The following is a 22,586-nucleotide window of genomic DNA, read 5'->3' on the forward strand; positions in this document are numbered from 1 at the left end:
ATCGGCGCGGTTTCGCTCCATGCCGGGAATGCAGCTTTAGCCGCAGCAACCGCCGCATCGACCTCGGAAACGCTGGCTAAAGGAACCCGCGACGCAACCGCGCCCGTCGCCGGATTGAACACATCGCCGAAGCGATCGCTCGTGCCTTCGACCTTCTGCCCACCGATGAAATGCGAAATCGCTCCGATACGCGTCTCGCTTTGATGTGACTCACCCATGTCTATTCCTTATCTATCCGATGCCGACGATTTACTTGACGCTTTCGAGCACTTTGCGAACCGTGCCGAAGAGGTGATCGATCTGATCGTCCTCGATGATGAGCGGCGGCGAGAACGCCAAAATGTCGCTCGTGTAGCGCACGAGCACGCCCGCCTCGAAGCACTTCACGAACACTTCATAAGCACGCGCGCCCGGCGCGCCTTCACGCGAATCCAGTTCGACGCCCGCGACCAGCCCGAGATTGCGCACGTCCTTCACGAACGGCGCGCCGCGCAGCGCATGCACCGCCGATTCGAACCTCTCCGCCTTCGATGCCGCACGGTCAAACAGGTTGTCGCGTGCGTAGAGATCGAGCGTCGCGATGGCCGCGGCGGTCGCGACCGGGTGCGCCGAGTACGTATAGCCGTGGAAGAGCTCGATCGCGTTGGCCGCGCCCGCGCCGATCACCGTGTCGTGCACGTTGCGATGCGCGGCGACCGCGCCCAGCGGGATCGTCGCGTTGTTGATGGCCTTGGCCATCGTGATCATGTCGGGCGTGACACCGAAGTACTCGCTCGCCGTCGCCTTGCCGAGACGTCCGAAGCCGGTGATGACCTCGTCGAAAATCAGCAGGATGCCGTGCTTCGTGCAGATTTCGCGCAGCTTCTGCAGATAGCCCTTCGGCGGCACGAGCACGCCCGTCGATCCCGCGAGCGGCTCGACGATGACGGCCGCAATCGTCGATGCATCGTGCAGCGCGACGATGCGCTCCAGCTCGTCGGCGAGATGCGCGCCCCATGCGGGCTGGCCCTTCGAGAACGCGTTGTGTTCCAGGTCGTGCGTATGCGGCAGGTGATCGACGGAGGGCAGCAACGCGCCCGAAAACGTCTTGCGATTCGGCGCAATGCCGCCGACTGAAATCCCGCCGAAGCCCACGCCGTGATAGCCGCGCTCGCGGCCGATCAGACGCGTGCGCTGACCTTCGCCGCGCGCGCGGTGATACGCGAGGGCGATCTTCAGCGCCGTATCGACGGATTCCGAGCCCGAGTTCGTGAAGAAGATGCGGTCGAGCCCTTCCGGCATCAGGTTCGCCACTTTCGTCGCGGCTTCGAACGCGAGCGGATGGCCCATCTGGAAGGTCGGCGCGAAGTCGAGCGTGGCGAGCGCTTTTTGCGTCGCTTCGACGATTTCATCGCGGCAATGGCCCGCGTTCACGCACCAGAGACCAGCGGTGCCGTCGAGGATTTCGCGGCCGTCGGTCGAACGGTAGTACATGCCTTTCGCGCTTTCCAGAAGCCGTGGCGCGGCCTTGAACTGGCGATTGGCGGTGAAGGGCATCCAGAACGACGACAGGTCGTCGATGACGGGGCGCGAATTCATGGCAGAGCTCTCCTCAGAAAGAACGCTCACTCTAGTCCTCGACGATTTTGCGCGGCATAGACAGTTGCCCCACTGCGCTGCTAACTGTATTGGCAAAATGCTGTCAACTGTACTGGCACTCCGCCGACGCCGACGCTATCCTCGATTCCATGATCGAACTTACTCTTGAACGCGACCGCGCGCAGGCGCCGACGCTCGTCGAACAGATCGTGCGGGCGTTTTCCGAGGCCATTGAAGAGCAGACGCTGCGCGCCGGTGCGCTGCTCCCTTCGGTGCGGCGCTTCGCGCAGGCGCAGCAGTTGAGCACGTTCACCGTCACTGAGGCTTACGCGCGGCTTGTGTCGATGGGGCTTGTCGTCGCGCGGCGCGGCTCGGGGTATCGCGTGGCGGCGCGCGGGCAGGCGGAGCGCGCGCGGGCGGTCGAGTGGCAGCCGCCCAGCCTCACCGCGACGTGGCTGCTCTCCGACGTTTTCGCCGATCATTCGGTGCCGATCAAGGCCGGCTGCGGGTGGCTGCCGAACGAATGGATCAACGAGAGCGGGCTGCATCACGCGCTGCGCGCCGTGAGCCGCGTGCCGGCCGCGCGCATGGCGGATTACGGGCATCCGTATGGTTTCGCGCCGTTACGCGAGCGGATCGCCGAGCAACTGGACCGCCACGGGCTGCCGGTCGATGCCGCGTCGAACGTGCTGCTGACCGCCGGCGCGACGCAGGCGCTCGACCTGATCGTGCGCACGCTGTTGCGTCCGGGAGATGCGGTGGTCGTCGAAGATCCGGGTTACTGCAATCTGCTGCAGATCCTGAAGCTCGCCCGGCTCACCGTGCTGGGTGTGCCGCGCACGGCGGCCGGCATCGACACCGAGATTTTCGAGCGGCTCGTGCTTGAGCATCGGCCGAAAGCGGTCTTTCTGAACACCACTTTGCAGAATCCGACGGGCGCGACGTTCGGCATGGCGTCGGCGTTCCGGCTCTTGCAGATCGCCGAGCGGCACGGCCTCTGGGTCGTCGAGGACGATGTGAACCGCGAGCTTGCGCCGCCGGGCGCGCCGTTGCTCGCGGCGATGGAGGGGCTGAATCGCGTCGTGTACGTCGGCGGGTTCGCCAAGACGATCACGCCCGCGTTGCGCTGCGGCTATGTGGTCGCCGAGCGCGACGTGCTGCGCGAACTCGCGCGCACGAAGATGGCGGTCGGGCTGACGTCATCGGCGACGACGGAGCGCATCGTCGAGAAAGTGTTGACGGAGGGGCGGTACGCGCGGCATGTCGAGTTTGTCGGGGAGAAGCTGAAGGAGGCGCATGCGCTCGTCGAAGAGCGGATGGATTCGCTTGGGCTCGAGCTGTTTCATCGGCCGCGCGCGGGCTTGTTCGTATGGGCGCGGCTCGCGATCGAGCCGCAGCAGGCGGGCAAAGTCGCGACGCGCGCGCTTGCGGATGGCATCTGGCTCGCGCCGGGGTCGTATTTTCGCCCCGGCGATGCAGCGAGCGATTGGTTCCGCTTCAACGTGCCGTATTCGGCAGATGATGCGTTGTGGGGGTTTTTGCGGAAGTGGGCGGGATGAGGATGTAACGCCGTGCCACGGCATCTTTCGCGGGTGCTATTGCGCGCAGGCACTACGACAAAACAATTAAAAAAGTAAAAGCCTCAAAAGAAAAAGCGCGAGCCCATCCTCGCGCTTCTTCCCCTGCACGACGGCCATCGGGAAAAAGCCGCCGTTTTCCTCAAATCCTCATCGCCTGAATACACCGAGCAGCAGTGTTGCCAGGAAGATCACGATGAAGATGAAGAACAGGATCTTCGCAATTTCAGTTGCGCCAGACGCGATGCCACCAAAGCCGAAGAACGCGGCGATGATCGCGATGATGAAGAATATGACAGCGTATCGAAGCATGAATCCCTCCACAGGATCGATTTGTCGGTTTGATTCGCGTGCTGGCTTTAGGCCGTCGCCGCATCGTTTCTCAATTCCTGCCGCTCGCAGGCGGCGGCATCGCAGCAGGAGCAACTCACGTGCCCAGCCGCGAATCGCTCAGCAAAAGGCGACAAAAAAGCCGCAAGGCCTGTCGGCTCATGCGGCTCATCGCGTAGTTCACTGTCGCGCTGACAAGCGCGCACGAAGTATCGGGCTAGCGCACGGACGTGCTACCGGAGTCGGATTCATCGTCGTCGTCTTCGTCGTCGACGTTGTTCAGCGCATCCGGCAGGTTGTTCTCCAGTTCATCGCGTTCGATCTGATCGGCGAGATCCAGGGACTTCCGTGTAGCGGGACCGGACGGGCGATTGGCTCCAGACATGGCGTACTCCTTGAACAGATTTCAAAGCCGCGCCAGGGCGGCGCGAATTAGACGGGAAGCAAGGTACGTACACGCCGGTTCGAGGGCCGCTTCCAGCGGCACGAGAGAGTATGTGGGACAGCCAGAGAAACAGACGCAGTCCCAAACTTGCAAGCGGGACTGCAGATTTTGCGTGCCGGCGCGTACTGTCGAGTATGCACCGGTCCAGCGCACCGGCAAAGAGGGCACACGCAAGTTCGTCGTATGGAATGACGATCGACAGTTTATTGTGCAACGCGTCAGTCGAAAAACTTCTGCACGATTGGATAAAGCGACAACACGAGCAGCAGCGCCATCGTCAGATTGAACGCGCGCAGCCAGCGCGGACGGCTCAGAAAACGCCGCAGCGACATGCCGAACGCCGCCCACATCGTGATGCACGGCAGGCCGACCACGATAAACACGAGCGCCATCAGCGCCGCATTGAGCGAAAGACTCGCATGGAGATGGATGGTCGTCGCGGCGGTCAACACCATCATCCAGGCCTTCGGATTGATCCACTGGAACGCGAGGGCTTCGTAAAACCGCATCGGGCGGCGCTCGCCGTCGCGCACCTGCACCGACGCCGACGTCCCGATCTTCCACGCCAGATACAGCAGATACGCGACGCTCACCGCCTCCAGCACGGTATACAGCCACGCGAAGCGCGTGAACGCCTGCGCGAGGCCCAGGCCGACCGCGAGCATCAGAATCGCGACGCCCACGCTGATGCCGAGCAGATGCGGCACCGTGCGCCGCAGGCCGAAGTTGACGCCTGAAGCGAGCAGCATCGTGTTGTTGGGGCCGGGGGTGATCGTCGTCACCAGTGCGAAGAGCACGGCGGCGGGCAGGGCGCTCAACAGTTCGGCGGGCATGGCGATGGTCCTCTTAACGGTAACTCGAGGGACCGAGTTTATCGACTTTGAGCGGTACAGTACCGGTACAAATCGATGGATGATTTCCGGTACGCCTTCGCCGCTGCCTAGCGGTGCGTCTGCCGCGCCTGTTGCCCGGCGCGTTTGCCTAGCGAATCGTAGATCGGTTCGCAGCCGAGCATCATCGGCACGACCATCGCCGTGAAGCACGCGACGAGCATCGGCAGGAGCAGCGTGAAGCCGCCCGTCATTTCCGTCACGAGGACGATGCCCGTCACCGGTGCGCGGACGACGGCGGTAAAGAACGCCGCCATCGCGACCACTGCGAATCCGCCTGGCTGCGCGGCCAGGGCCGGAAACCAGTCGGCGCAGACGCGGCCGAACACGACGCCCGCCTGCGCGCCCAGCACGAGCAAGGGCGCGAACAATCCGCCGGGCGTGAGCGCCGCATAGGACAACGGCCCGAGGACGAAGCGGACCGCGAACGCGAACACAATGCCCGAGAGCGTGCCGGTGTCGGAGAGCATGCGCTGCGTGATCGGGTCGCCGCCGCCGGCCATCGCGGGCGCGAGCCACGCGAGAAGCCCGACCGCAGCGCCGATCGCCGCGGCCCGCGCTTCGACGGGAACGCGGCCGAGCCGGTCCGCCACGGCGAGTGCCCAGAGAATCGCGCGGCAATAAGCGACGCCGATCACCCCGACGACGATCCCCAGCACGAGATGCGCGGGCAGCGCGCGAAAGCGGACGAATTCGTGGGTATCGAACTGGAAGTCGGGGATATCGCCGTGGACGAGGCGCGCGATCGCGATCGCCCCCGCCGATGCGCCGAGCGCCGCGACCGCCGTGCGCGTCTCGAAGCGCCGCACGAGTTCTTCGAGCACGAATACGGCTCCAGCGATCGGTGCGTTGAATGCCGTGGCCAGCCCGGCGCCAGCTCCAGCGGCGAGCAGCACGCGGCAGTCGCCCGCGTTGCGACGGCAGAACGTGCCGAAAAGATGCGCGATCGTCGCGCCCATTTGCACTGTCGGACCTTCGCGGCCGAGCGCGAGCCCTGCACCGATCGCGAGCACGCCGCCGACGAACTTCACCGGAATCAACACGATCGACGCAGGCTTCTGATCGCCGTTGAGCACCGATTCGACGTGCGGAATGCCGCTGCCGCTCGCCTCGGGCGAAAAGCGCCGCACGAGCCACGCGGCGAGCGCAGTCGCAACCGACGCGGCAACCACCACGAGCACGAACCCGATCACATGCCACGTATGCGCCCACGCGATGAACCCATCGCGCAGGATGTCCGCGCGTTCGAGCGAGTAGCGAAAGAACGATCCGAGCGCGCCGGTCGCCGCGCCCACGATCAGCGAAATCACGGCGAGGGGTACGAGTCCGCTTCGTTGTTCGCTCGTGTGTTCCTCGGCATCGGTGCTGTTCATGGCGGCGCGTCCGGCAGCGGATGGGTGCAGCCGATGATATCGGAGGACCGCGCGCTCAGGCATGGACCTTGCAAAACTCTTTCCAACTCAATCACGTGCCACTAAACATGACATCGGCAATACGTTGGAACACCGCATGAGCGCGGACTCGTTTTTCGTCCCCGGAGAAAACTGCGCGAGCGTGCGGCACGCGGACCGCTTCAGCCTGCTCGTCGACGGCTCGGATTACTTTCGCGTGCTGCGCGAGGCGATCACGCGCGCGGAGCGCACCATCTTCATCCTCGGCTGGGACATCGACAGCCGCATGCGCTTGACACCCGAAGGCGCCGACGACGGCTTCCCCGAAGCGCTCGGCGATTTCCTGCACGAAGTGGCGGCGAAGCGCCGGCGTCTGCGCATCTATATCCTCGCGTGGGATTTCGCGATGCTCTACGCGTTCGAGCGCGAATGGCTCCCGGTGTACAAGATGGGCTGGCGCACGCATCGGCGCATCGCGTTTCAGATGGATGGCCGGCATCCGCTCGGCGGATCGCATCATCAGAAGCTCGTCGTGATCGACGACCGGCTAGCGTTCGTCGGTGGCCTCGATCTCACGCGTTCGCGCTGGGACACGCCCGAGCACACGCCGAAGAACCCGCTGCGCCGCGACGCGAACGACGCGCCGTACGCGCCTTTCCACGACATCCACACGATGTTCGACGGCAACGCCGCCCGCGAAATCGGCCTGCTCGCGCGCGAACGCTGGCAGCGGGCGTGCGGCCGGCGTTTCGCGATCCGCGCGCATCGCGTGGAAAACGAGGGCGATCCGTGGCCGCCGTCGCGCGCGGCGGACCTGACCGACGTCGAACTCGCAATCTCGCTGACCGAGCCCGCCTACGCGGATCGCCCAGCCGTGCGGCAGATCCGCGCGCAGTATCTCGATGCGATCGCGCGCGCGAAAGACAGCATCTATATCGAGAACCAGTATTTCACGTCGGGGTCGATTGGCGCTGCGCTCGGCGAATCGCTCGAAAAGCCCGACGGTCCCGATCTCGCGATTGTCGTGCCGCGCGATCAAAGCGGCTGGCTGCAGCAGGTGACGATGGGCGTGCTGCGCGCGCGCCTGCATCGTCTGCTCACCACCGCCGATACGCACGATCGCTATCGCCTGCTGTCGCCGTGCGTGCCGGATCTCGGCGAGCACTGCGTGAACGTGCACAGCAAGCTGATGATCGTCGACGACGACTTGCTGCTCGTCGGCTCGGCGAACCTCAACAATCGCTCGATGGTGCTCGATACCGAATGCAACCTCGCGATCGATGCGGCGGGCGATCCGCGCATCCAGTCGGCGATCGCCCGCATGCGCGATACGCTGCTCGCCGAGCATCTCGGCTGCGAAGTGGAGGACGTGGCCCGCGAACGCGACGCGCGCGGCGGCATGAACGCGGCGATTGCAGCGCTGCAACGTGATCCGAACGAGCATCGCACGCTGGAGCGCCTCGACCCGGCGCTCTCGCCCGATCTCGACCGGTTGATTCCGCCCGAAGCGCTGATCGATCCCGAGACGCCAGTGGCGCCTGACGAGCTCGTCGGGCAGTTCGTGCCTGTCGACAAGCCGCGTCCGCTGATCGGGCGCTTCGCGCTGCTCGGGGTGCTCGCGTTGCTGATCGTCGGGCTCGCGGGCCTCTGGCACTGGACGCCGCTCGCCGATTACGTGAACCTCAAGTCGCTCACGCGCGCGACGCGCCACGTCGAAGCGCTGCCGTTCGCGCCCCTCTGGATCGTGCTTGGCTTTACGAGCGCAGCCGTGGTGTCGGTGCCGGTGACGTTGCTGATCGCCGCGACGGGGCTCGTCTTCGGCGCGCTCTGGGGCAGCGTGTATGCGCTCTCGGGCACGCTGTGCGCGGCGGCCGTCACGTATCTGCTCGGCAACTGGCTCGGCCGCGATATGGTCCGGCGCGTCGCCGGTACGCGCGTGAACAAGCTCTCGGAGCGTGTGGCGAAGCGTGGCATCGTCGCGGTGGTCGTGCTGAGATTGCTGCCGGTCGCGCCGTTTACGATCGTCAACTTGGTGGCCGGCGCCTCGCATATCCGCATGCGCGACTTCATGCTCGGCACGCTGCTCGGCATGGGGCCGGGCATCCTGCTGACCGTTGCGTTCGCGCATCAACTGGTCGCTTCGCTACGTCATCCGACGGTCGGATCGTTTGCGGTTCTGGTCAGCATCGGCGTGGTGCTCGTAGGTATTTCTCTGCTGCTGCAGCGTTTTCTAGGCCGCCCGAAAGCGAGCGAAGCCGAGGCAGAAGCGCAAGCCGCGAGTGATGAAGAGAAGGCCAAGGCCAGCGATGAAGCTGCGCGCGCTCACGACTTTCTCGAGACCAACACGCTGCCGCGCGATGAAGCGGCCAGCGCGGCGACGGACGGCAAGCGCATCGACGAGGTGAATTCATGACGTTCATGCGCGACATCGCAAGCAATGCGGCGCTCGAATCGCAGCCGCCGGTTCGCGAGCTGAAGATCGCGACTTACAACGTGCATGGCGCAGTCGGTATCGACGGGCAGTTTGCGCCGGAGCGCATCGGCGGGGTGCTTGCCGAGATCGACGCCGACATCTTCGCGCTGCAGGAAGTGCCGCTCGGCGGCAGCAGCGCGCCGAACGTGCTCGACATCCTGCAGCGCATGACGGGCTCCAACGCAGTCGAAGGACCGACACTCGATACCCCCGCGCGGCGCTACGGCAACGCCGTGCTGACGCGCTTCCCGGTGCGCGGCGTGCGTACGCTAGACCTGTCGTTCAGGAGCCGCGAGCCCCGTGGCGCGCTCGATGCCGACATCGATTGTGATGGCGAAGTGTGGCGCGTGGTCGCGACGCATCTCGGGCTCGCATCGAGCGAAAGACGCGCGCAGGTCGATCAGGTGCTGCGCAGTTTCGATACGCCCGCGATGCCCGTGATCCTGCTCGGCGACCTCAACGAGTGGTTCGTGCATGGCCGAACGCTGCGCCGACTGGTCACGCATTTCTATCGCGTGCCTGCGCCGCGGACCTTTCCGACGCGCTACCCGCTCTTCGCGCTCGACCGCATCTGGGTGCATCCGGGCGAGCGTCTCGTGCGTGTCGAAGTGCATCGCACGCCGCTCTCACGCATCGCATCCGATCACTATCCGCTCATCGCACACTTCACATCGACGGCATGAAGCGAGGCTCATCGAAGCAGGAAGCGATGCTTGAAAGTGTCTTCATCGCTTCGAAGCTACAGAAAACCCCTTAAAAAGCGGTGCAAAACGCAAAAAGACTCGCACGAACTCGCGCGGCGCTTGTAGAATCCGGCGGTGATACGCGTGCTTCGACGCGCACGTATTCTCATGACACTGACCACAACAGGTAGGAGAACCATGCCGACTTCCGCAAAAACCGCTGCTAAAAAAGCCGCGCCGAAGGCTGCAACGAAAGCTGCTCCCAAGGCCGCAGCTGCACCGGCGAAAAAAGTAGCAGCAAAGAAGGTTGCCGCGAAGCCCGTCGCAGCCAAGAAGGCCACGACGAAGGCACCGGGCGCGCTGTCGCCGATCAAGGACACGTTCACAAAGGCATCGCTCGCGGTGCATCTCGCCGATCGTGCGACCGTCGACGTGAAGGCTGTGAAGGCCGTTCTGTCGGCGCTCGAGGACACGATTCTCGGCGCGGTCCACAAGAAGGGCGCGGGCGAATTCACGCTGTCGGGCCTGTTGAAGATCTCGGCGCAAACCGTGCCGGCGAAGAAGCGCCGCTTCGGCAAGGACCCGTTCTCGGGTGAAGAGCGCTGGTTCCCGGCCAAGCCGGCAAGCGTGCGCATCAAGGCACGTCCGCTGAAGAAGCTGAAGGACGCAGCCGCTTAAATTTGCGCGCTACGTTGGTCGGCTAGAAAGCCAGCCTCGGGTTCGAGGCTGGCTTTTTTACTTCGGCGCAGGCTTCAGATAGCGGCCGATGAACGTGCGCGTCTCGCCGTCGGGAAAGGTCACCGCGACGCGTTCGCCGCTCACGAGTTCCACCGTGCCTTCGCCATAGCGCTTCACGCGCACGCGCTCACCCGCCTGCCACATGCGCGGTGCCTTCTTATTAGGCGCGGCTTCGTGCGCGATGCGTTCCTCACGCGCGCTTTCGATGATGGTCGGCGGATGCAGGCAGTTGTCGCAAGTGCCGCACGTGCCGCCGTCGAGTTCGTCGCGCGCGCCCGGTTGCGATGCGACAAGCGACGTCGATTCCTGCAGCGGCTTCAGCGCGCGGGCGTCGTTCAGGTTCGCGGCGAAGTAGTCGAGCAAGAGGCGCCAGCGGCACTGCGCATTCTGCGAGTACGAAATCATGCGTTCGAGCACCGCGCGGTCGCGCACGGCCATCGCTGCATAGCGCTCGACCGCTTCGCCAATGCGCTCGCCTGCGGCATCGTCGCCGCTCGGTTTCACCGCGCCGCGCCGCGTGCGCTTCAGAAAACCGATGTCGTGCAACAGCCCGAGCGTGATGCGCAGCTTGTTCGCGCCGACCGTCGGCAGCGCTTCGCGCAGGCGCTCGACGGGCTTGTCGATCGTGTGTTTTTCTTCTTTGCGCGCGAGGGCGTGCAGCGTATCGGCGGTGCGCCGTATCGTGTCGAAGCCCGGATAGCGGCCGCTCATGAAGAACTGCTGCACCTGCTTGTCCTTCAGTTCGAAGAGCAGGATGCAGCGCGCGGGTTCGCCGTCGCGGCCCGCGCGGCCTGCTTCCTGATAGTAGGCTTCGAGGCTGCCGGGCATCTGGTCGTGGATCACGAAGCGGATGTCGGGCTTGTCGATGCCCATGCCGAACGCGTTGGTCGCGACCATCACCCGCACGCGGTCCTGCATGAACGCGTCCTGCGCGTCCGAGCGCTGGCTCGCCGCGAGCTTGCCGTGATAGCGCTCCGCCTCGACGCCCGCTTCGACGAGCGCCGCATGCACCGCATCGCATTCAGCGACGGTCGCGCTATAGACGATGCCTGCGCCTTCCAGCTCGTTCGACAGTTCCACGAGGCGGGCGCGTTTGGCGCGCGGGTTGGTCATCTGCTCGACGGCGAAGCGCAGGTTCTCGCGATACACGCCGGTATTGATCACGTTCGCGTGCTTCATGCCGAGTTCGTGAACGATGTCGGCGATGACGGCGGGCGTGGCCGTCGCGGTGAGGGCGAGCAACGGCGGCCGCGCGAGTGCGCGGATCGAATGCGCGATCTCGACGAAGGCCGGGCGGAAATCGTGGCCCCATTGTGAGATGCAATGCGCTTCATCGATGACGACGAGCGGGATCTCGGGCATGCCGTCTTCGGTGAGCATCGCGACGAAATCCGCGTTCGCCAGGCGCTCCGGCGTCACGAAGAGGATGCGTGTGTCGCCGGCGGCGATGTCGGCGAGGGCCTGGCGTTCGTCGGCGGCGGAAAGCGCGCTGTTGAGGACGGCGGCAGCGACGCCGGCTTCGGTGAGCTTGTCGGACTGGTCCTTCATCAGCGAGATGAGCGGCGAGACGACGATCGTCATGCCGGGGAGTTGCAGCGCTGGCAACTGGTAGCAGAGGGATTTGCCTGCGCCGGTGGGCATGACGGCCAAGGTGTCGTGACCGTCCAGGACGCTTTGGATCACCTGTTCCTGGCCGGGGCGTAACGCTTTCAGGCCAAAGATTTTTTTTAGCGATGCCTTGAGGTCTTTGCTGATCGACTCGTTTTGCGCGGGTGTCGCCAAGATGGTCTCCGGTCGTGGTCGGAGACCTACCAGCAAACGCAATGCCGAAGGAGGTCGCTGGCGCTTGGGGTGGGGTTTTACACCGTTTGATGCGCCTGGGCTTCTGTGGAACTTGCTTTCTTTTCGGTCTATTGGCTCTGCCCCTGTCCGGGGCGGGACTCACTTTCTTTGCTGCTGCAAAGAAAGTAAGCAAAGAAAGCAGCTTCCAACCGCCAAAGCTAACAATCCACCACTAGCGTTTGATTGGGATTGGCGCTGGAGAGTAAGTGTCGCCCTCACGGTGGAACCGGGCTTGGCTCGCGGACCCACTGTGACAACTCGCAGTACAACGGACAGGTGCAGCAGTCATACATCCGTCCTCGCGCTACGCGCTCAGACGTCGCGTGCATCGGGCCAACGGAGGGTTTGAGGTGCCGCGTGGCACTATCCGTCGAGCCGAAGCTTGTCATCCCCGCACAGCCTCCTGCAAGCAATCCAGCAGCAGCGAGGCCGCAGGCGTCAACGGACTATCCCTCCTCGTAACGACGCCAACAGAAATCGCCGGCAGCCGATCCGAGATAGGAAGAACCGCAAGCCCGTCTCCGACCCACTGATGTTCAAGCAGCGGCGCCGGCATCGCGGCGAGCGTATCCGTCCCGCGCAACAACCCATGCGCGATCACGAAACTCGGACACTCAATCACCCGCTGCGGCACCGGCAACCCCATCTCGCCGAACACGTCGAGCAACGCCCGCGTCGAACTCTCCGGCGACGGATTCATCAGCCACTCCGCCTCTGCCAGTTCCGCGAGCGACTCACAATCGCGCAACGGATGATCGGCCCGCGCGACCACCACCGACCGGCTCTCATACAACTCGATGTGATCGAACTCCGGCCCGAGATGCTCAGGCACGATCACCGCGACGACAAAATCCAGCGATCCGTCCCGCAGCCTCGGCAACGCGACACCCGGGAAGCCTTCGATAAAACTCACCCGCGCATTCGGCATCTTGCGTCGAAAAGCGCGATACGCCTGCGGCAGAATCGACAGCGCCGCCGCCGGCGTCACGGCCGCGGATACGCTTCCATCGGCGGCGCCCTTCATCTGGGCGATGTCGTCCTCGGCGCGCCGCATCTCGCTCACGATCAATTGCGCGCGGATGCGTAACTGCTGCCCGAACGCGGTCAACTGTACGCCGCGCGCGGTGCGCAAGACGAGCGGCACGCCGAGATCCTGCTCGAGTTCCTTCAGCGCCTTGGTCAACGCAGCCTGCGACAGATGCAGGCTGCGGGCCGCCGCGCGAATGCTGCCCTGCTCGGCAACGGTCAGGAACGCGCGCAATTGGTGGTACTTCATAACTGGAACCCCAAGGGTTATTACCGACAACCAGACGTGTTCACAAATTAAATTTACAGTCTTTTGGTTTTCTTTTCGACTTTATATGCTTGATCTCAGGACGTCACCCACGCCATAAAAGTCAGGAGTCTTCATGCTGTCAGTCGAACCCGTCATCCCAGGCATCACCGTAATCGCGCCCGACTTCGTCGCCGTGCGGCGGCGCATCCACGCGAACCCGGAACTCGCGTTCCAGGAATCCGCGACGAGCGACCTCGTTGCGGGGCTGCTTGCTGAGTGGGGTTACGAAGTGCATCGCGGGATCGGGCGGACGGGCGTCGTCGGCGTACTGCGCGAAGGCGGCGGCGCGCGCCGCATCGGCCTGCGCGCCGACATGGACGCGCTGCCGATCGAGGAAGCCACGGGCCTTCCGTACGCGAGCGCCACGCCCAAGACGATGCACGCCTGCGGTCACGACGGCCACACCGCGATGCTCCTCTGCGCCGCGCGCTATCTTGCGGAAAGCCGCCAGTTCTCGGGCACGCTCAACGTGATCTTCCAGCCCGCCGAGGAAGGCGAGGCCGGCGCGCGCGCGATGATCGAAGATGGTCTCTTCGAAAAGTTTCCCTGCGACGCCGTCTTCGGCCTGCACAACATGCCCGGCTTCGCGGCCGGCGACATGAGCTTCTGCCCGGGGCCGGGCATGGCGTCGTCGGACCGGGTGACGATCACCGTGCGCGGCCACGGCGGCCACGGCGCGATGCCGCATCTCGCCCGCGATCCGATGCCCGCCGTCGCGTCGATCATGCTCGGGCTGAACAGCATCGTCGCGCGCGAGGTGGATGCGCAGAAGCCGGCGGTGGTATCGGTCGGCAGCGTGCAGGCCGGCGATACGCACAACGTCATCCCGCAAACCGCGCTGATGAAACTTTCCGTGCGCGCGCTCGATGCAGGCGTCCGCAAGCTCCTGCAGGAACGCATCACGGCGCTGGTTCACGCGCAGGCCGCGGCGTACGGCTGCACGGCGGACATCGACTACGAACTCGGCTATCCGGTGCTCGTGAACCACGCGGAGCAGACTGCCTTCGCAACCGACGTCGCGACGAAGATGCTCGGCGCGCAACGCGTCGATGCCGCCGCCGCGCCGCTCATGGGCAGCGAGGACTTCGCGTTCATGCTGGAAGCTTGCCCGGGCACCTACGCGTGGATCGGCAACGGCATCGGCAGCAAGGGCGGCTGCATGGTCCATAACCCAGGCTACGACTTCAACGACGACATCCTCGCGATCGGCGCAAGCTACTGGGTGCGCCTTGCCGAAGCCTATCTGGCCGACTGATTCTTAAAGCCTTTCCCTTCCGCCGCACCGCGTACTGAGACAAATCATGGAAACATCCACGCTGGCAACGATTCCTGAAGCACCCGTCCCGCCGCTCAGCCGCAAGCAGAGCCGCACGCGGCTCGTGACGGCGGCGGCGGTCGGCAATGCGCTCGAGTTCTACGACTTCACCGTCTACGGCTTTTTCGCGCTGTTGATCGGCAAGCTGTTTTTCCCGGTGCACGATCCGATCGGGCAATTGCTGCTGGCGGTCGCGAGCTTCGGCGTCGGTTTTTTCACGCGGCCGGTCGGCGGGCTGCTGATCGGCATGTACGCCGATCGCGCGGGCCGCAAGAAGGCGATGGTCCTCACGCTGCTCCTGATGGCGCTCGGCACCGCGCTGATCGCGATTGCGCCGACTTACGCACAGGCGGGCATCGCGGGGCCGATCATCCTGGTCGTCGCGCGGCTGATTCAGGGCTTTTCGGCGGGCGGCGAAGTCGGCGCTTCGACGACGCTCCTGCTCGAACAGGCGCCCGCGAACCGGCGAGGACTCTACGCGTCGTGGCAGTTCGCGAGCCAGGGCCTTGCCGCGTTGGCTGGCGCGTTGACGGGCGTCTGCCTGACGGCGTCGCTCTCGCCCGCGCAACTGGAAAGCTGGGGCTGGCGCGTGCCGTTCGTGATCGGCACGCTGATCGTGCCGGTCGGCTGGTGGCTGCGCCGCACGCTCGAAGAAGAACCGCCCGCAGCGAAGATCGAGAAAGCGCCGAAGCTGCCGCTGATCGACGTGCTGCGCGACCATCGACGCGCCGTGCTCACCGGCCTCGGCCTCACGATCGGCGGGACGGCGGCGCATTTCATCATCGTCTTCTATTTGTCGATCTACGGCGTCAAGATGCTCGCGCTGCCCGCATGGACGGCGATGCTTTCGGGCTGCGTCTCGGGCGCGATCCTGTTCGCGCTGTGCCCAATCGGCGGCTATCTGTCGGATCGTTTCGGACGCAAGCGCATGGCCCAGGCGACGCGCATCGTGCTGATGCTCGCGATCTATCCGGCGTTCGTCGCGCTGAACCGCTGGCCGTCGACCACGACGCTGCTCGCCGTCGTCACCGCGCTTTCCTGCGTGCATGCGATCAACATCGGCGGCGTCGGCGCGATGCTCGGCGAGTTGTTCCCGCGGGCAGTCCGCGCGACGGGCGCCGCCGTGGTGTACAGCGTGGGCGTCGCGATCTTCGGCGGATTCGCGCAGTTCTTCGTGACCTCGCTGATCGTCGTGACGGGCAGCGCGCTTGCGCCGGCCTGGTACGTGATCGCGTGCGGCCTTCTGAGCCTGATCGGCGTGGCGTTCATGCGCGAAGGCGCGGGCACGGCGATCGATTGAAATCGACATTGTTAAAGCAAATGGAATGAACTTGCCGCGCGCCGGGGGATTATCCCGGCGCGAAAATGTTTCATGATTCGTTTCATCGACTCACTCATCGAAGAGGAAACGGATCATGAATGCAGACCACACCGGCAAGGTTGCGATTGTCACCGGCGCGTCGCGCGGCATCGGCGCGGCGATCGCTAAACGGCTCGCCCGCGATGGCGTCGCCGTCGTCGTGAACTACGCGTCGAGCTCGAAGGAAGCCGATGCGCTCGTCGCCGAACTCGCGGCTTCTGGCGCGAAGGCGATCGCGGTGAAGGCGGACGTATCGAAGCGCGACGAAGTGCGCGCGATGTTCGAGACGGCGGAAGCGCAACTCGGCAAGGTCGATGTGCTCGTGAACAACGCGGGCGTGCTGAAGACGGTGCCGCTCGCCGAGACCTCCGACGCGCTCTACGACCAGACCTTCGACATCAATGTTCGCGGCACTTTCAACACGCTTCGCGAGGCGGCGGCGCGTCTCGCGGACGGCGGGCGCATCGTCAATTTCTCGAGCACGACGCTCGCGCTCAACATGCCCGGCTACGCGGTCTATAACGCGACGAAGGCGGCCGTGGAGGCGTTCACGCATGTTTCGCGAAGGAACTGCGCGGACGCAACATCACGGTGAATGCGGTGGCGCCGGGACCGATCGCGACGTCGCTCTTTCTCGACGGGAAGACCGACGAGCAGATCCAGACCTTCGCGAAGATGCCGCCGCTGCAACGCCTCGGGCAGCCGGAGGATATCGCGTCGGTAGTGGCGTTCCTTGTGAGCCCCGACTCGGGCTGGGTGAACGGGCAGATTCTGCGGGCCAACGGCGGTCTCGCCTGATATGGACGCAATGGCGATTGCCCCTCGGCAATCGCCATCTCACGCACCAGAAAAGCGCATCCCCGCGCACTCGTTTGAAGCAGCGCCATCACGCCGTTCAAAAAATCCCGCCCGCTCAATGCCAAAAAAATGGCATACGCTTTGCTTTTTCCTACGATACTGAGATAGACCTCGCGTCGAATCCCGGCGGCCTTCGCGCCGTCGCACAGGCGGTGTAAAAAACCGCGCTCAGAATAGGACGCACACGATGCAGATCTACGATGAAATGCGTCAAGATCAGGCCGTGCGGGAGCATTACGCGCGCTTTTCCCGCTGGCTGACCGCGCAGACGCCCGAGACGATCACGCGAAAACGCGCGGAAGCCAACCTGCTGTTTCGCCGCGTCGGCATCACGTTCGCGGTAAACGGCGACCTCTCGGGCACCGAGCGGCTGATCCCCTTCGACATGATCCCGCGCATCATTCCCGGCGACGAATGGCGCACGCTCGAAGCCGGACTGCGCCAGCGCGTGCGGGCGCTGAACCTCTTCATCCACGACATCTATCACGATCACGACATCGTGCGCGCCGGCCGCGTGCCCGCCGAGCAGGTCTATACGAACGCGCAGTACCGGCCGGAGATGCAGGGCGTCGACGTGCCGCTCGACGTCTACGCGCACATCGCGGGCGTCGACGTCGTGCGCGCGGGCGAGGCGGGCGAGTTCTACGTGCTGGAGGACAACCTGCGCGTGCCGTCGGGCGTTTCGTACATGCTGGAAAACCGCAAGATGATGATGCGGCTCTTTCCCGAGCTCTTCGTGCAGAACCGCGTCGCGCCGGTCGCGCACTATCCCGACCTGCTGCTCGACACGCTGCGCTCGATTGCGCCGGAAGGCGTCGACGATCCGGTAGTCGTCGTTCTCACGCCCGGCATGTACAACTCGGCGTACTTCGAGCACTCGTTTCTCGCGCAGCAGATGGGCGTGGAACTGGTGGAGGGCAAGGACCTCTTCGTCGACGAAAACTACGTCTTCATGCGCACGACGCAAGGCCCGCGCCGCGTCGACGTGATCTACCGGCGCCTCGACGACGATTTCCTCGATCCGCTCGCCTTCCGCGCCGACTCGGCGCTCGGCGTGCCGGGGCTTTTGACGTCGTACCGCGCGGGACGCGTGGCGCTCGCGAACGCGATGGGCACAGGCATCGCCGACGACAAATCGATCTATCCGTTCGTCCCCGACATGATCGAGTTCTATCTCGGCGAAAAGCCTATTCTGAACAATGTGCCCACCTACCAGTGCCGCAAGGCCGACGACCTCGCGTACACGCTCGCGCACCTGCCGGAACTCGTCGTGAAAGAGGTGCACGGCGCGGGCGGCTACGGCATGCTGGTTGGGCCCGCGGCGAGTGCCGCCGAGATCGAGTCGTTCCGCGCGCGGCTCCTCGCGCGGCCGAGCGGCTACATCGCGCAGCCGACGCTCGCGCTGTCCGCGTGCCCGACGTTCGTCGAATCGGGCGTGGCGCCGCGCCATATCGACCTGCGTCCGTTCGTGCTGTCCGGCCGCGAAGTGACCATGTGCGCGGGCGGACTGACGCGCGTCGCGCTGAAAGAGGGGTCGCTGGTGGTGAATTCGTCGCAGGGCGGCGGCACGAAAGACACCTGGATGGTGGACTGACGTCGCGCATGTACGGCCAAAAGCCGCAAACAGAATGAACGGAACCTCATCATGCTAAGCCGCACCGCCGATCACCTGTTCTGGATGGCACGTTACATGGAGCGCGCCGAGAACACCTCGCGCATGCTCGACATCAACTCGCAGGGCCTCCTGCTGCCGCAGACCCCCGAACAGGAAGCGCGCGCGCAGCGTTCGGTGCTGCGCATCTCGGAGCTGGAGGAGAGCTTCGCGGCGCGCCATCCCGATTCCGATTCGCGCGCCGACATGCTCGATTTCATGGTCGCGGACGCGGGCAATCCGTCGAGCATCATCGCCTGCCTGCACGCGACCCGCGAGAACGCGCGCGCCGTGCGCGGCACGCTGACGACCGAAGGCTGGGAGACGATCAACTTCACCTGGCTCGAATTCAACGAGCGGCTTGCGTCGGGTGAACTCCAGCGCAGCCCCGATACGCTCTTCGAATGGGTCAAATACCGCTCGAACCTGTGCCGCGGCGTGATGGTCGGCACGGCGCTGCGCGACGACGCGTTCTATTTCATGCAGATCGGCACTTACCTTGAACGCGCGGACAACACTGCGCGCATTCTGGACGTGCGTTTTGCCGATGCCGAGCCGAATTCACGCGAAGCGGCGCGTCAACTGGAAGATTTCTACTACTGGACGTCGATCCTGAGTTCGGTGTCCGCGCTCGAAATCTATCGCAAGGTGTATCGCGACGTGGTGACGCCGTCGCGGGTCGTCGAATTGCTGATCCTGAACGAGGCGATGCCGCGCTCGCTGCTGGCATCGCTCGATGGCGTCTGCGAGACGCTCGTGAAACTGCGCACGGGAAACTCCAACGAGTGCGAGCGCTTCGCGGGCAAGCTGCGCGCCGACGTGCTCTACGCTGACATTCGCCAGATCCTGGAGACCGGCGTGCATGCGTACCTCACACAGTTTTTGAAGCGCGTCGACGAACTCGGCGTGCGCGTGATGCGCGCCTTCCTGATGCTTCCCCTCGCCTGACGTGGCACGAACAAGTAAGGACTGACCATGCTCTTGACGATTCGCCACGACACGAACTACCGCTACGCCGCGCCCGTCCAGTACTCGATCCAGCAACTGCGGCTCACGCCGGGCAACGGCTCGTCGCAGCTCGTGCGGCATTGGCACATCGAGGCGCCGGCAAAGCTCGACGTCGCCCGCGACGCCTACGGCAACATGCTGCACACGCTCGTGCTGACGAAGGCACACAGCGAAATCCACCTGACGGTGGCGGGCGAAGTCGAAACCACGCCACTCGACGACGGCCGTCTCTACGACGATCCCGGCCCGATCCCGCTCGAACACTACACGTGCCCGACCGCGCTGACCGAGCCCGACGCGGCGATCCGCGAACTGGCGCACCAGGTGCCGTCGATCGATTCGCCCGCTGCGCTGATGGCGCTCGCGGAGCGCATCGCGGCGCGCGTGAGCTTCCAGCCGGGCGTGACCGAGGTGACGAGCACGGCGGCGCAGGCGCTCGAACTGGGCAACGGCGTCTGCCAGGATCACGCGCACCTGATGCTCGCGTGCTGCCGCGCGCGCGGCGTTCCGGCTCGCTACGTGAGCGGCTACGTGGAGCCGGGCGCGGTCGATCACGCCGCGAGCCACGCGTGGGTCGACGTGTGGATCGACGAAGGCTGGGTCTCGATTGACGTCACGCATACGCGCTTTGCGAGCGGCCGCTACTGCCGGCTCGCGGTCGCCCGCGACTACGAGGCGGCGGCGCCGGTGCGCGGCTCGCGCGTCGGCGGCAAGGAGGAGCACCTGAGCGTGCATGTGTCCGTGGACGCACAACTCGACCAATAATCGCCTTCGATACTCAGGACATCACCGGAATCTGCCGTAAAGTAGGAAAGGGCTGGTTGACTTGCGAAACACCGTGTATCGCGGCCCATAATGCCGCATCGCGAAGGCCCCAGTACAATGGCGCCTTTGCATTTTCCGGAACAGAAAGTCATGACTTATTGCGTGGGCATGTGCGTGGACGACGGACTCGTTTTCCTGTCCGACACGCGCACCAACGCCGGCGTCGACCATGTGAGCGCCGCGCGCAAAATGGCCGTTTTCGAGCAACCGGGCGAGCGGGTTCTGGTGCTGCTCGCGGCCGGCAACCTTGCGCTGACGCAGGCCGTCACGCATCTGCTCGCGGCGCCGGCCGATCCTTCCAAACCGACGCTCTACAACGCCGCGAACATGGCGGAAGCGGCGCGCATCGTCGGCGATGCGGTGCGCGAGGTGCACAAGCGCGATGCGCTGTCGCTCGCGGAATTCAGCGTCGACTTCAATTGCAGCTTCATTCTCGGCGGCCAGATCGGCACGCAGGCTCCGCGCCTTTTCATGATCTACGCGGCGGGCAATTTCGTGGAATCGACGCGCGTGAGCCCGTATTTCCAGATCGGCGAATCGAAGTACGGCAAGCCGATCATCGACCGCGTGATTACGCCGACCACGCCGCTCGACGAGGTCTCGAAGTGCGCACTGATCTCGATGGACTCGACGCTGCGCTCGAATCTGTCGGTAGGGTTGCCGCTCGACTTGCTTGTCTACGAGAAGGATTCGCTGCGCGTGACGCGTTTCGCCTCGCTCGACAACGACAGCGAGTACTTTCAGATGATCCATCGCACGTGGGGCGAGCGGCTGCGGCAGATTTTTGGGGAGATTCCGAACCCGTCGTGGACCGATTCCGCCGACGTGCCGCGTCGTCCGCGCGAGCAGGCTTCGACCGTGCCGCGGCTCGTAATCGGCGATTTGCCTTGCCCTGAGGCGCCGGCGCAGACGCTCGCGCAGACCGACCGGGGCGCGACGCAGCAGTAGGTTGGGGTAGGGTCTGCTTGGCCCAAGCCGCCGCTCAAAGCGCCGCGCCGCTTGACGTGCCGAGCTGCTCAAGGCGCCACGCCGCTCACGCCCCGCGTCAACCCGCCTCCCGCTGCGCACACTCCAGCGGCGCGGTCATCCCCATCTTCACCGCGCGTATTTTCTGCGGCGAATCCGCGAGCACCGCATCGATCCCGAGACACGCGGCGGCGCGGTAATCCTCCGCGCTGTCGATGCCGATCGCCAGTATCTTCGCGGGCGCCTTCGAGCGGAAGCACACCACCGATTCGGGCGTCCAAAGCCTGGCCGTCACCGCCGAGCGCGCCTCGCCAAGCGTGAACGTCTCCACCAGCTCCATCTTTCGCCGGTACTCAAACGCGGTCCAGACGCCCGTCTGCGGCGGTTCGGCGCATTCGTGCGCGAGCGCTGTCGTCGCGAGCCGCGTGCGCGTGGCATCGCGCGATTCGAAGAGACGCGCCTGGCCGTACGCCGCGAACGCCTTCTGATAGGCGGCATCAGTGGAATAGATCAGCACGCGCTCCCACGCGCGCGCCTCGTCGAGCACCCGCGCGACCGCCTGAGCCTGCGGCTCGGCGGGCAGCGCTTTCATGTCGAGAATCACCGGAATCGACTCGGGAATCGCCTGCAGCGCTTGCTTGAGCGACGGAACCGGCAGCGATTGCGTTCGATACGGCCGCGTCTTCGCCCCGCTCGAATCAATGCGCTCGAAATTCCACCCGGCGTTCAACTGCTGCAATTCGTCGAAGCTTTTCGATGCGACCGGTCCCGCGCCCTGCGTGTTGGCGGCGAGGTCGGCGGGGCGATAGAGCACCGGCACGCCGTCGCGGCTCAACTGCACCGTGAGCCAGATCATGTCGGCGCGATTGCGGATCGCGCCTTCGATGGCGATGAGCGTGTTTTCGGGATAGTCGCCGGCGCCCGCGCGATGGGCGACGATCAGCGGCAGGCGGGCGCTATCGTCGGCGAAGGAGGAATCGACGGGACCGCAGGCGGCGGTCGCGAGGAGAGCGAAGACTGACGTGATCAAGCGAAGGCGCATCGTGGATCTCCGGGTCAATATCGGGATCGACGATTCTGGCCCTTTCACCGGATCGGCCGGCTCAGCCGGGATCATTTATGACAGATGCAGCGCGCATAAAAAAACAGCCATCGACAAAAGCCGATGGCTGTTTCAGATCCTGCGAGCAGCAGGCGCGCCACCGAAGTGCCGCGCAATCGAGCCGCTTTAGAACTTGTGGCTGATACCGACGATCACGATTTCCTGGTGGTCCGCGCCGCTCGAGTAGCCATACGAGCCGACCGAAGCTTGTGCATCGG

General features: G+C 64.8%; 19 protein-coding genes and 1 pseudogene. 11 read left to right on the forward strand and 9 right to left on the reverse strand.

Annotated features, from left to right (window positions below; genetic code table 11):
- The coding region (locus AWB67_RS29430) for an aldehyde dehydrogenase family protein (RefSeq protein WP_125477723.1) at positions 1-218 on the reverse strand (218 nt) is incomplete at its 3' end.
- Between the two features lie 31 nt (positions 219-249).
- A complete protein-coding gene (gene aptA / locus AWB67_RS29435) occupies positions 250-1,578 on the reverse strand; it encodes an omega-aminotransferase AptA (protein ID WP_087659700.1) in 1,329 nt (442 codons plus the stop codon).
- Positions 1,579-1,727: 149 nt separating this feature from the next.
- On the opposite strand from aptA, the gene AWB67_RS29440 reads away from it, so the two are divergent.
- Entirely contained in the window at positions 1,728-3,137 is a 1,410-nt protein-coding gene (locus AWB67_RS29440; RefSeq protein ID WP_087659701.1) for an aminotransferase-like domain-containing protein, read from the forward strand.
- 168 nt (positions 3,138-3,305) lie between these two features.
- Here AWB67_RS29440 and AWB67_RS29445 read toward each other — a convergent pair whose 3' ends face one another.
- The 4 genes from AWB67_RS29445 to clcA all read right to left on the reverse strand — a co-directional run bounded on the left by AWB67_RS29445 (position 3,306) and on the right by clcA (position 6,193).
- Positions 3,306-3,467, reverse strand: a complete 162-nt coding sequence (locus AWB67_RS29445; RefSeq protein ID WP_031363615.1) for a DUF1328 family protein — start codon at positions 3,465-3,467, stop codon at positions 3,306-3,308.
- Between the two features lie 235 nt (positions 3,468-3,702).
- The gene (locus AWB67_RS40980; protein ID WP_159907941.1) at positions 3,703-3,870 is read right to left on the reverse strand and encodes a hypothetical protein; all 168 of its coding nucleotides are present in this window, start codon (positions 3,868-3,870) and stop codon (positions 3,703-3,705) included.
- Positions 3,871-4,148: 278 nt separating this feature from the next.
- Positions 4,149-4,763: a LysE family translocator gene (locus AWB67_RS29450; protein WP_087659702.1), complete on the reverse strand. Its 615-nt coding sequence runs from the start codon at positions 4,761-4,763 to the stop codon at positions 4,149-4,151.
- A 107-nt stretch (positions 4,764-4,870) separates the two neighbouring features.
- Positions 4,871-6,193: a H(+)/Cl(-) exchange transporter ClcA gene (gene clcA, locus AWB67_RS29455; RefSeq protein WP_087659703.1), complete on the reverse strand. Its 1,323-nt coding sequence runs from the start codon at positions 6,191-6,193 to the stop codon at positions 4,871-4,873.
- A gap of 136 nt (positions 6,194-6,329) precedes the next feature.
- Here clcA and AWB67_RS29460 point away from each other — a divergent pair, with 136 nt between their 5' ends.
- The 3 genes from AWB67_RS29460 to AWB67_RS29470 all read left to right on the forward strand — a co-directional run bounded on the left by AWB67_RS29460 (position 6,330) and on the right by AWB67_RS29470 (position 10,045).
- On the forward strand, positions 6,330-8,624 hold the full coding sequence (locus AWB67_RS29460) for a VTT domain-containing protein (RefSeq protein ID WP_087659704.1): 2,295 nt from the start codon (positions 6,330-6,332) through the stop codon (positions 8,622-8,624).
- A gap of 5 nt (positions 8,625-8,629) precedes the next feature.
- Positions 8,630-9,367 carry an endonuclease/exonuclease/phosphatase family protein gene (locus tag AWB67_RS29465; RefSeq protein WP_235025394.1) on the forward strand — a complete coding sequence of 246 codons (738 nt, stop codon included), beginning with the start codon at positions 8,630-8,632 and terminating at the stop codon, positions 9,365-9,367.
- Positions 9,368-9,565: 198 nt separating this feature from the next.
- Positions 9,566-10,045 carry an HU family DNA-binding protein gene (locus tag AWB67_RS29470; RefSeq protein ID WP_087659706.1) on the forward strand — a complete coding sequence of 160 codons (480 nt, stop codon included), beginning with the start codon at positions 9,566-9,568 and terminating at the stop codon, positions 10,043-10,045.
- Positions 10,046-10,102: 57 nt separating this feature from the next.
- Here the strand turns inward: AWB67_RS29470 and AWB67_RS29475 are convergent, their stop codons facing one another.
- Positions 10,103-11,887, reverse strand: a complete 1,785-nt coding sequence (locus AWB67_RS29475; protein ID WP_087659707.1) for a RecQ family ATP-dependent DNA helicase — start codon at positions 11,885-11,887, stop codon at positions 10,103-10,105.
- A 445-nt stretch (positions 11,888-12,332) separates the two neighbouring features.
- On the reverse strand, positions 12,333-13,223 hold the full coding sequence (locus AWB67_RS29480) for a LysR substrate-binding domain-containing protein (protein ID WP_087659708.1): 891 nt from the start codon (positions 13,221-13,223) through the stop codon (positions 12,333-12,335).
- Between the two features lie 133 nt (positions 13,224-13,356).
- Here AWB67_RS29480 and AWB67_RS29485 point away from each other — a divergent pair, with 133 nt between their 5' ends.
- From AWB67_RS29485 to AWB67_RS29515, 7 genes and pseudogenes are all read left to right on the forward strand, one after another.
- Positions 13,357-14,538 carry a M20 aminoacylase family protein gene (locus tag AWB67_RS29485; RefSeq protein ID WP_087659709.1) on the forward strand — a complete coding sequence of 394 codons (1,182 nt, stop codon included), beginning with the start codon at positions 13,357-13,359 and terminating at the stop codon, positions 14,536-14,538.
- Positions 14,539-14,584: 46 nt separating this feature from the next.
- The gene (locus AWB67_RS29490; RefSeq protein WP_087659710.1) at positions 14,585-15,898 is read left to right on the forward strand and encodes an MFS transporter; all 1,314 of its coding nucleotides are present in this window, start codon (positions 14,585-14,587) and stop codon (positions 15,896-15,898) included.
- A 115-nt stretch (positions 15,899-16,013) separates the two neighbouring features.
- A pseudogene (locus AWB67_RS29495) lies at positions 16,014-16,756 on the forward strand (SDR family oxidoreductase).
- Positions 16,757-17,003: 247 nt separating this feature from the next.
- Positions 17,004-18,410, forward strand: a complete 1,407-nt coding sequence (locus tag AWB67_RS29500; RefSeq protein WP_087659711.1) for a circularly permuted type 2 ATP-grasp protein — start codon at positions 17,004-17,006, stop codon at positions 18,408-18,410.
- A gap of 51 nt (positions 18,411-18,461) precedes the next feature.
- Positions 18,462-19,415, forward strand: a complete 954-nt coding sequence (locus AWB67_RS29505) for an alpha-E domain-containing protein (RefSeq protein ID WP_087659712.1) — start codon at positions 18,462-18,464, stop codon at positions 19,413-19,415.
- A 27-nt stretch (positions 19,416-19,442) separates the two neighbouring features.
- Positions 19,443-20,240: a transglutaminase family protein gene (locus AWB67_RS29510; protein WP_087659713.1), complete on the forward strand. Its 798-nt coding sequence runs from the start codon at positions 19,443-19,445 to the stop codon at positions 20,238-20,240.
- Positions 20,241-20,390: 150 nt separating this feature from the next.
- Complete coding sequence (locus AWB67_RS29515) at positions 20,391-21,248, forward strand: proteasome-type protease (RefSeq protein WP_087659715.1); 858 nt, start codon at positions 20,391-20,393, stop codon at positions 21,246-21,248.
- A gap of 97 nt (positions 21,249-21,345) precedes the next feature.
- Here AWB67_RS29515 and AWB67_RS29520 read toward each other — a convergent pair whose 3' ends face one another.
- Positions 21,346-22,308 (reverse strand): glycerophosphodiester phosphodiesterase family protein, encoded by a 963-nt coding sequence (locus AWB67_RS29520; RefSeq protein WP_087659714.1) that lies wholly within the window; start codon positions 22,306-22,308, stop codon positions 21,346-21,348.
- Between the last annotated feature and the right edge of the window lie 278 nt (positions 22,309-22,586).

Origin of the sequence: Caballeronia terrestris, from assembly GCF_001544515.1 — a bacterium.
Lineage (GTDB): Bacteria > Pseudomonadota > Gammaproteobacteria > Burkholderiales > Burkholderiaceae > Caballeronia > Caballeronia terrestris.

Excerpts from the sequence above, each read along its gene's own strand:
- aptA (WP_087659700.1), bottom strand. The coding sequence starts at position 1,578 with ATGAATTCGCGCCCCGTCATCGACGACCTGTCGTCGTTCTGGATGCCC.
- AWB67_RS29440 (WP_087659701.1), top strand. The coding sequence starts at position 1,728 with ATGATCGAACTTACTCTTGAACGCGACCGCGCGCAGGCGCCGACGCTC.
- AWB67_RS29445 (WP_031363615.1), bottom strand. The coding sequence starts at position 3,467 with ATGCTTCGATACGCTGTCATATTCTTCATCATCGCGATCATCGCCGCG.
- AWB67_RS40980 (WP_159907941.1), bottom strand. The coding sequence starts at position 3,870 with ATGTCTGGAGCCAATCGCCCGTCCGGTCCCGCTACACGGAAGTCCCTG.
- AWB67_RS29450 (WP_087659702.1), bottom strand. The coding sequence starts at position 4,763 with ATGCCCGCCGAACTGTTGAGCGCCCTGCCCGCCGCCGTGCTCTTCGCA.
- clcA (WP_087659703.1), bottom strand. The coding sequence starts at position 6,193 with ATGAACAGCACCGATGCCGAGGAACACACGAGCGAACAACGAAGCGGA.
- AWB67_RS29460 (WP_087659704.1), top strand. The coding sequence starts at position 6,330 with ATGAGCGCGGACTCGTTTTTCGTCCCCGGAGAAAACTGCGCGAGCGTG.
- AWB67_RS29465 (WP_235025394.1), top strand. The coding sequence starts at position 8,630 with ATGCGCGACATCGCAAGCAATGCGGCGCTCGAATCGCAGCCGCCGGTT.
- AWB67_RS29470 (WP_087659706.1), top strand. The coding sequence starts at position 9,566 with ATGCCGACTTCCGCAAAAACCGCTGCTAAAAAAGCCGCGCCGAAGGCT.
- AWB67_RS29480 (WP_087659708.1), bottom strand. The coding sequence starts at position 13,223 with ATGAAGTACCACCAATTGCGCGCGTTCCTGACCGTTGCCGAGCAGGGC.
- AWB67_RS29485 (WP_087659709.1), top strand. The coding sequence starts at position 13,357 with ATGCTGTCAGTCGAACCCGTCATCCCAGGCATCACCGTAATCGCGCCC.
- AWB67_RS29490 (WP_087659710.1), top strand. The coding sequence starts at position 14,585 with ATGGAAACATCCACGCTGGCAACGATTCCTGAAGCACCCGTCCCGCCG.
- AWB67_RS29500 (WP_087659711.1), top strand. The coding sequence starts at position 17,004 with ATGCAGATCTACGATGAAATGCGTCAAGATCAGGCCGTGCGGGAGCAT.
- AWB67_RS29505 (WP_087659712.1), top strand. The coding sequence starts at position 18,462 with ATGCTAAGCCGCACCGCCGATCACCTGTTCTGGATGGCACGTTACATG.
- AWB67_RS29510 (WP_087659713.1), top strand. The coding sequence starts at position 19,443 with ATGCTCTTGACGATTCGCCACGACACGAACTACCGCTACGCCGCGCCC.
- AWB67_RS29515 (WP_087659715.1), top strand. The coding sequence starts at position 20,391 with ATGACTTATTGCGTGGGCATGTGCGTGGACGACGGACTCGTTTTCCTG.
- AWB67_RS29520 (WP_087659714.1), bottom strand. The coding sequence starts at position 22,308 with ATGCGCCTTCGCTTGATCACGTCAGTCTTCGCTCTCCTCGCGACCGCC.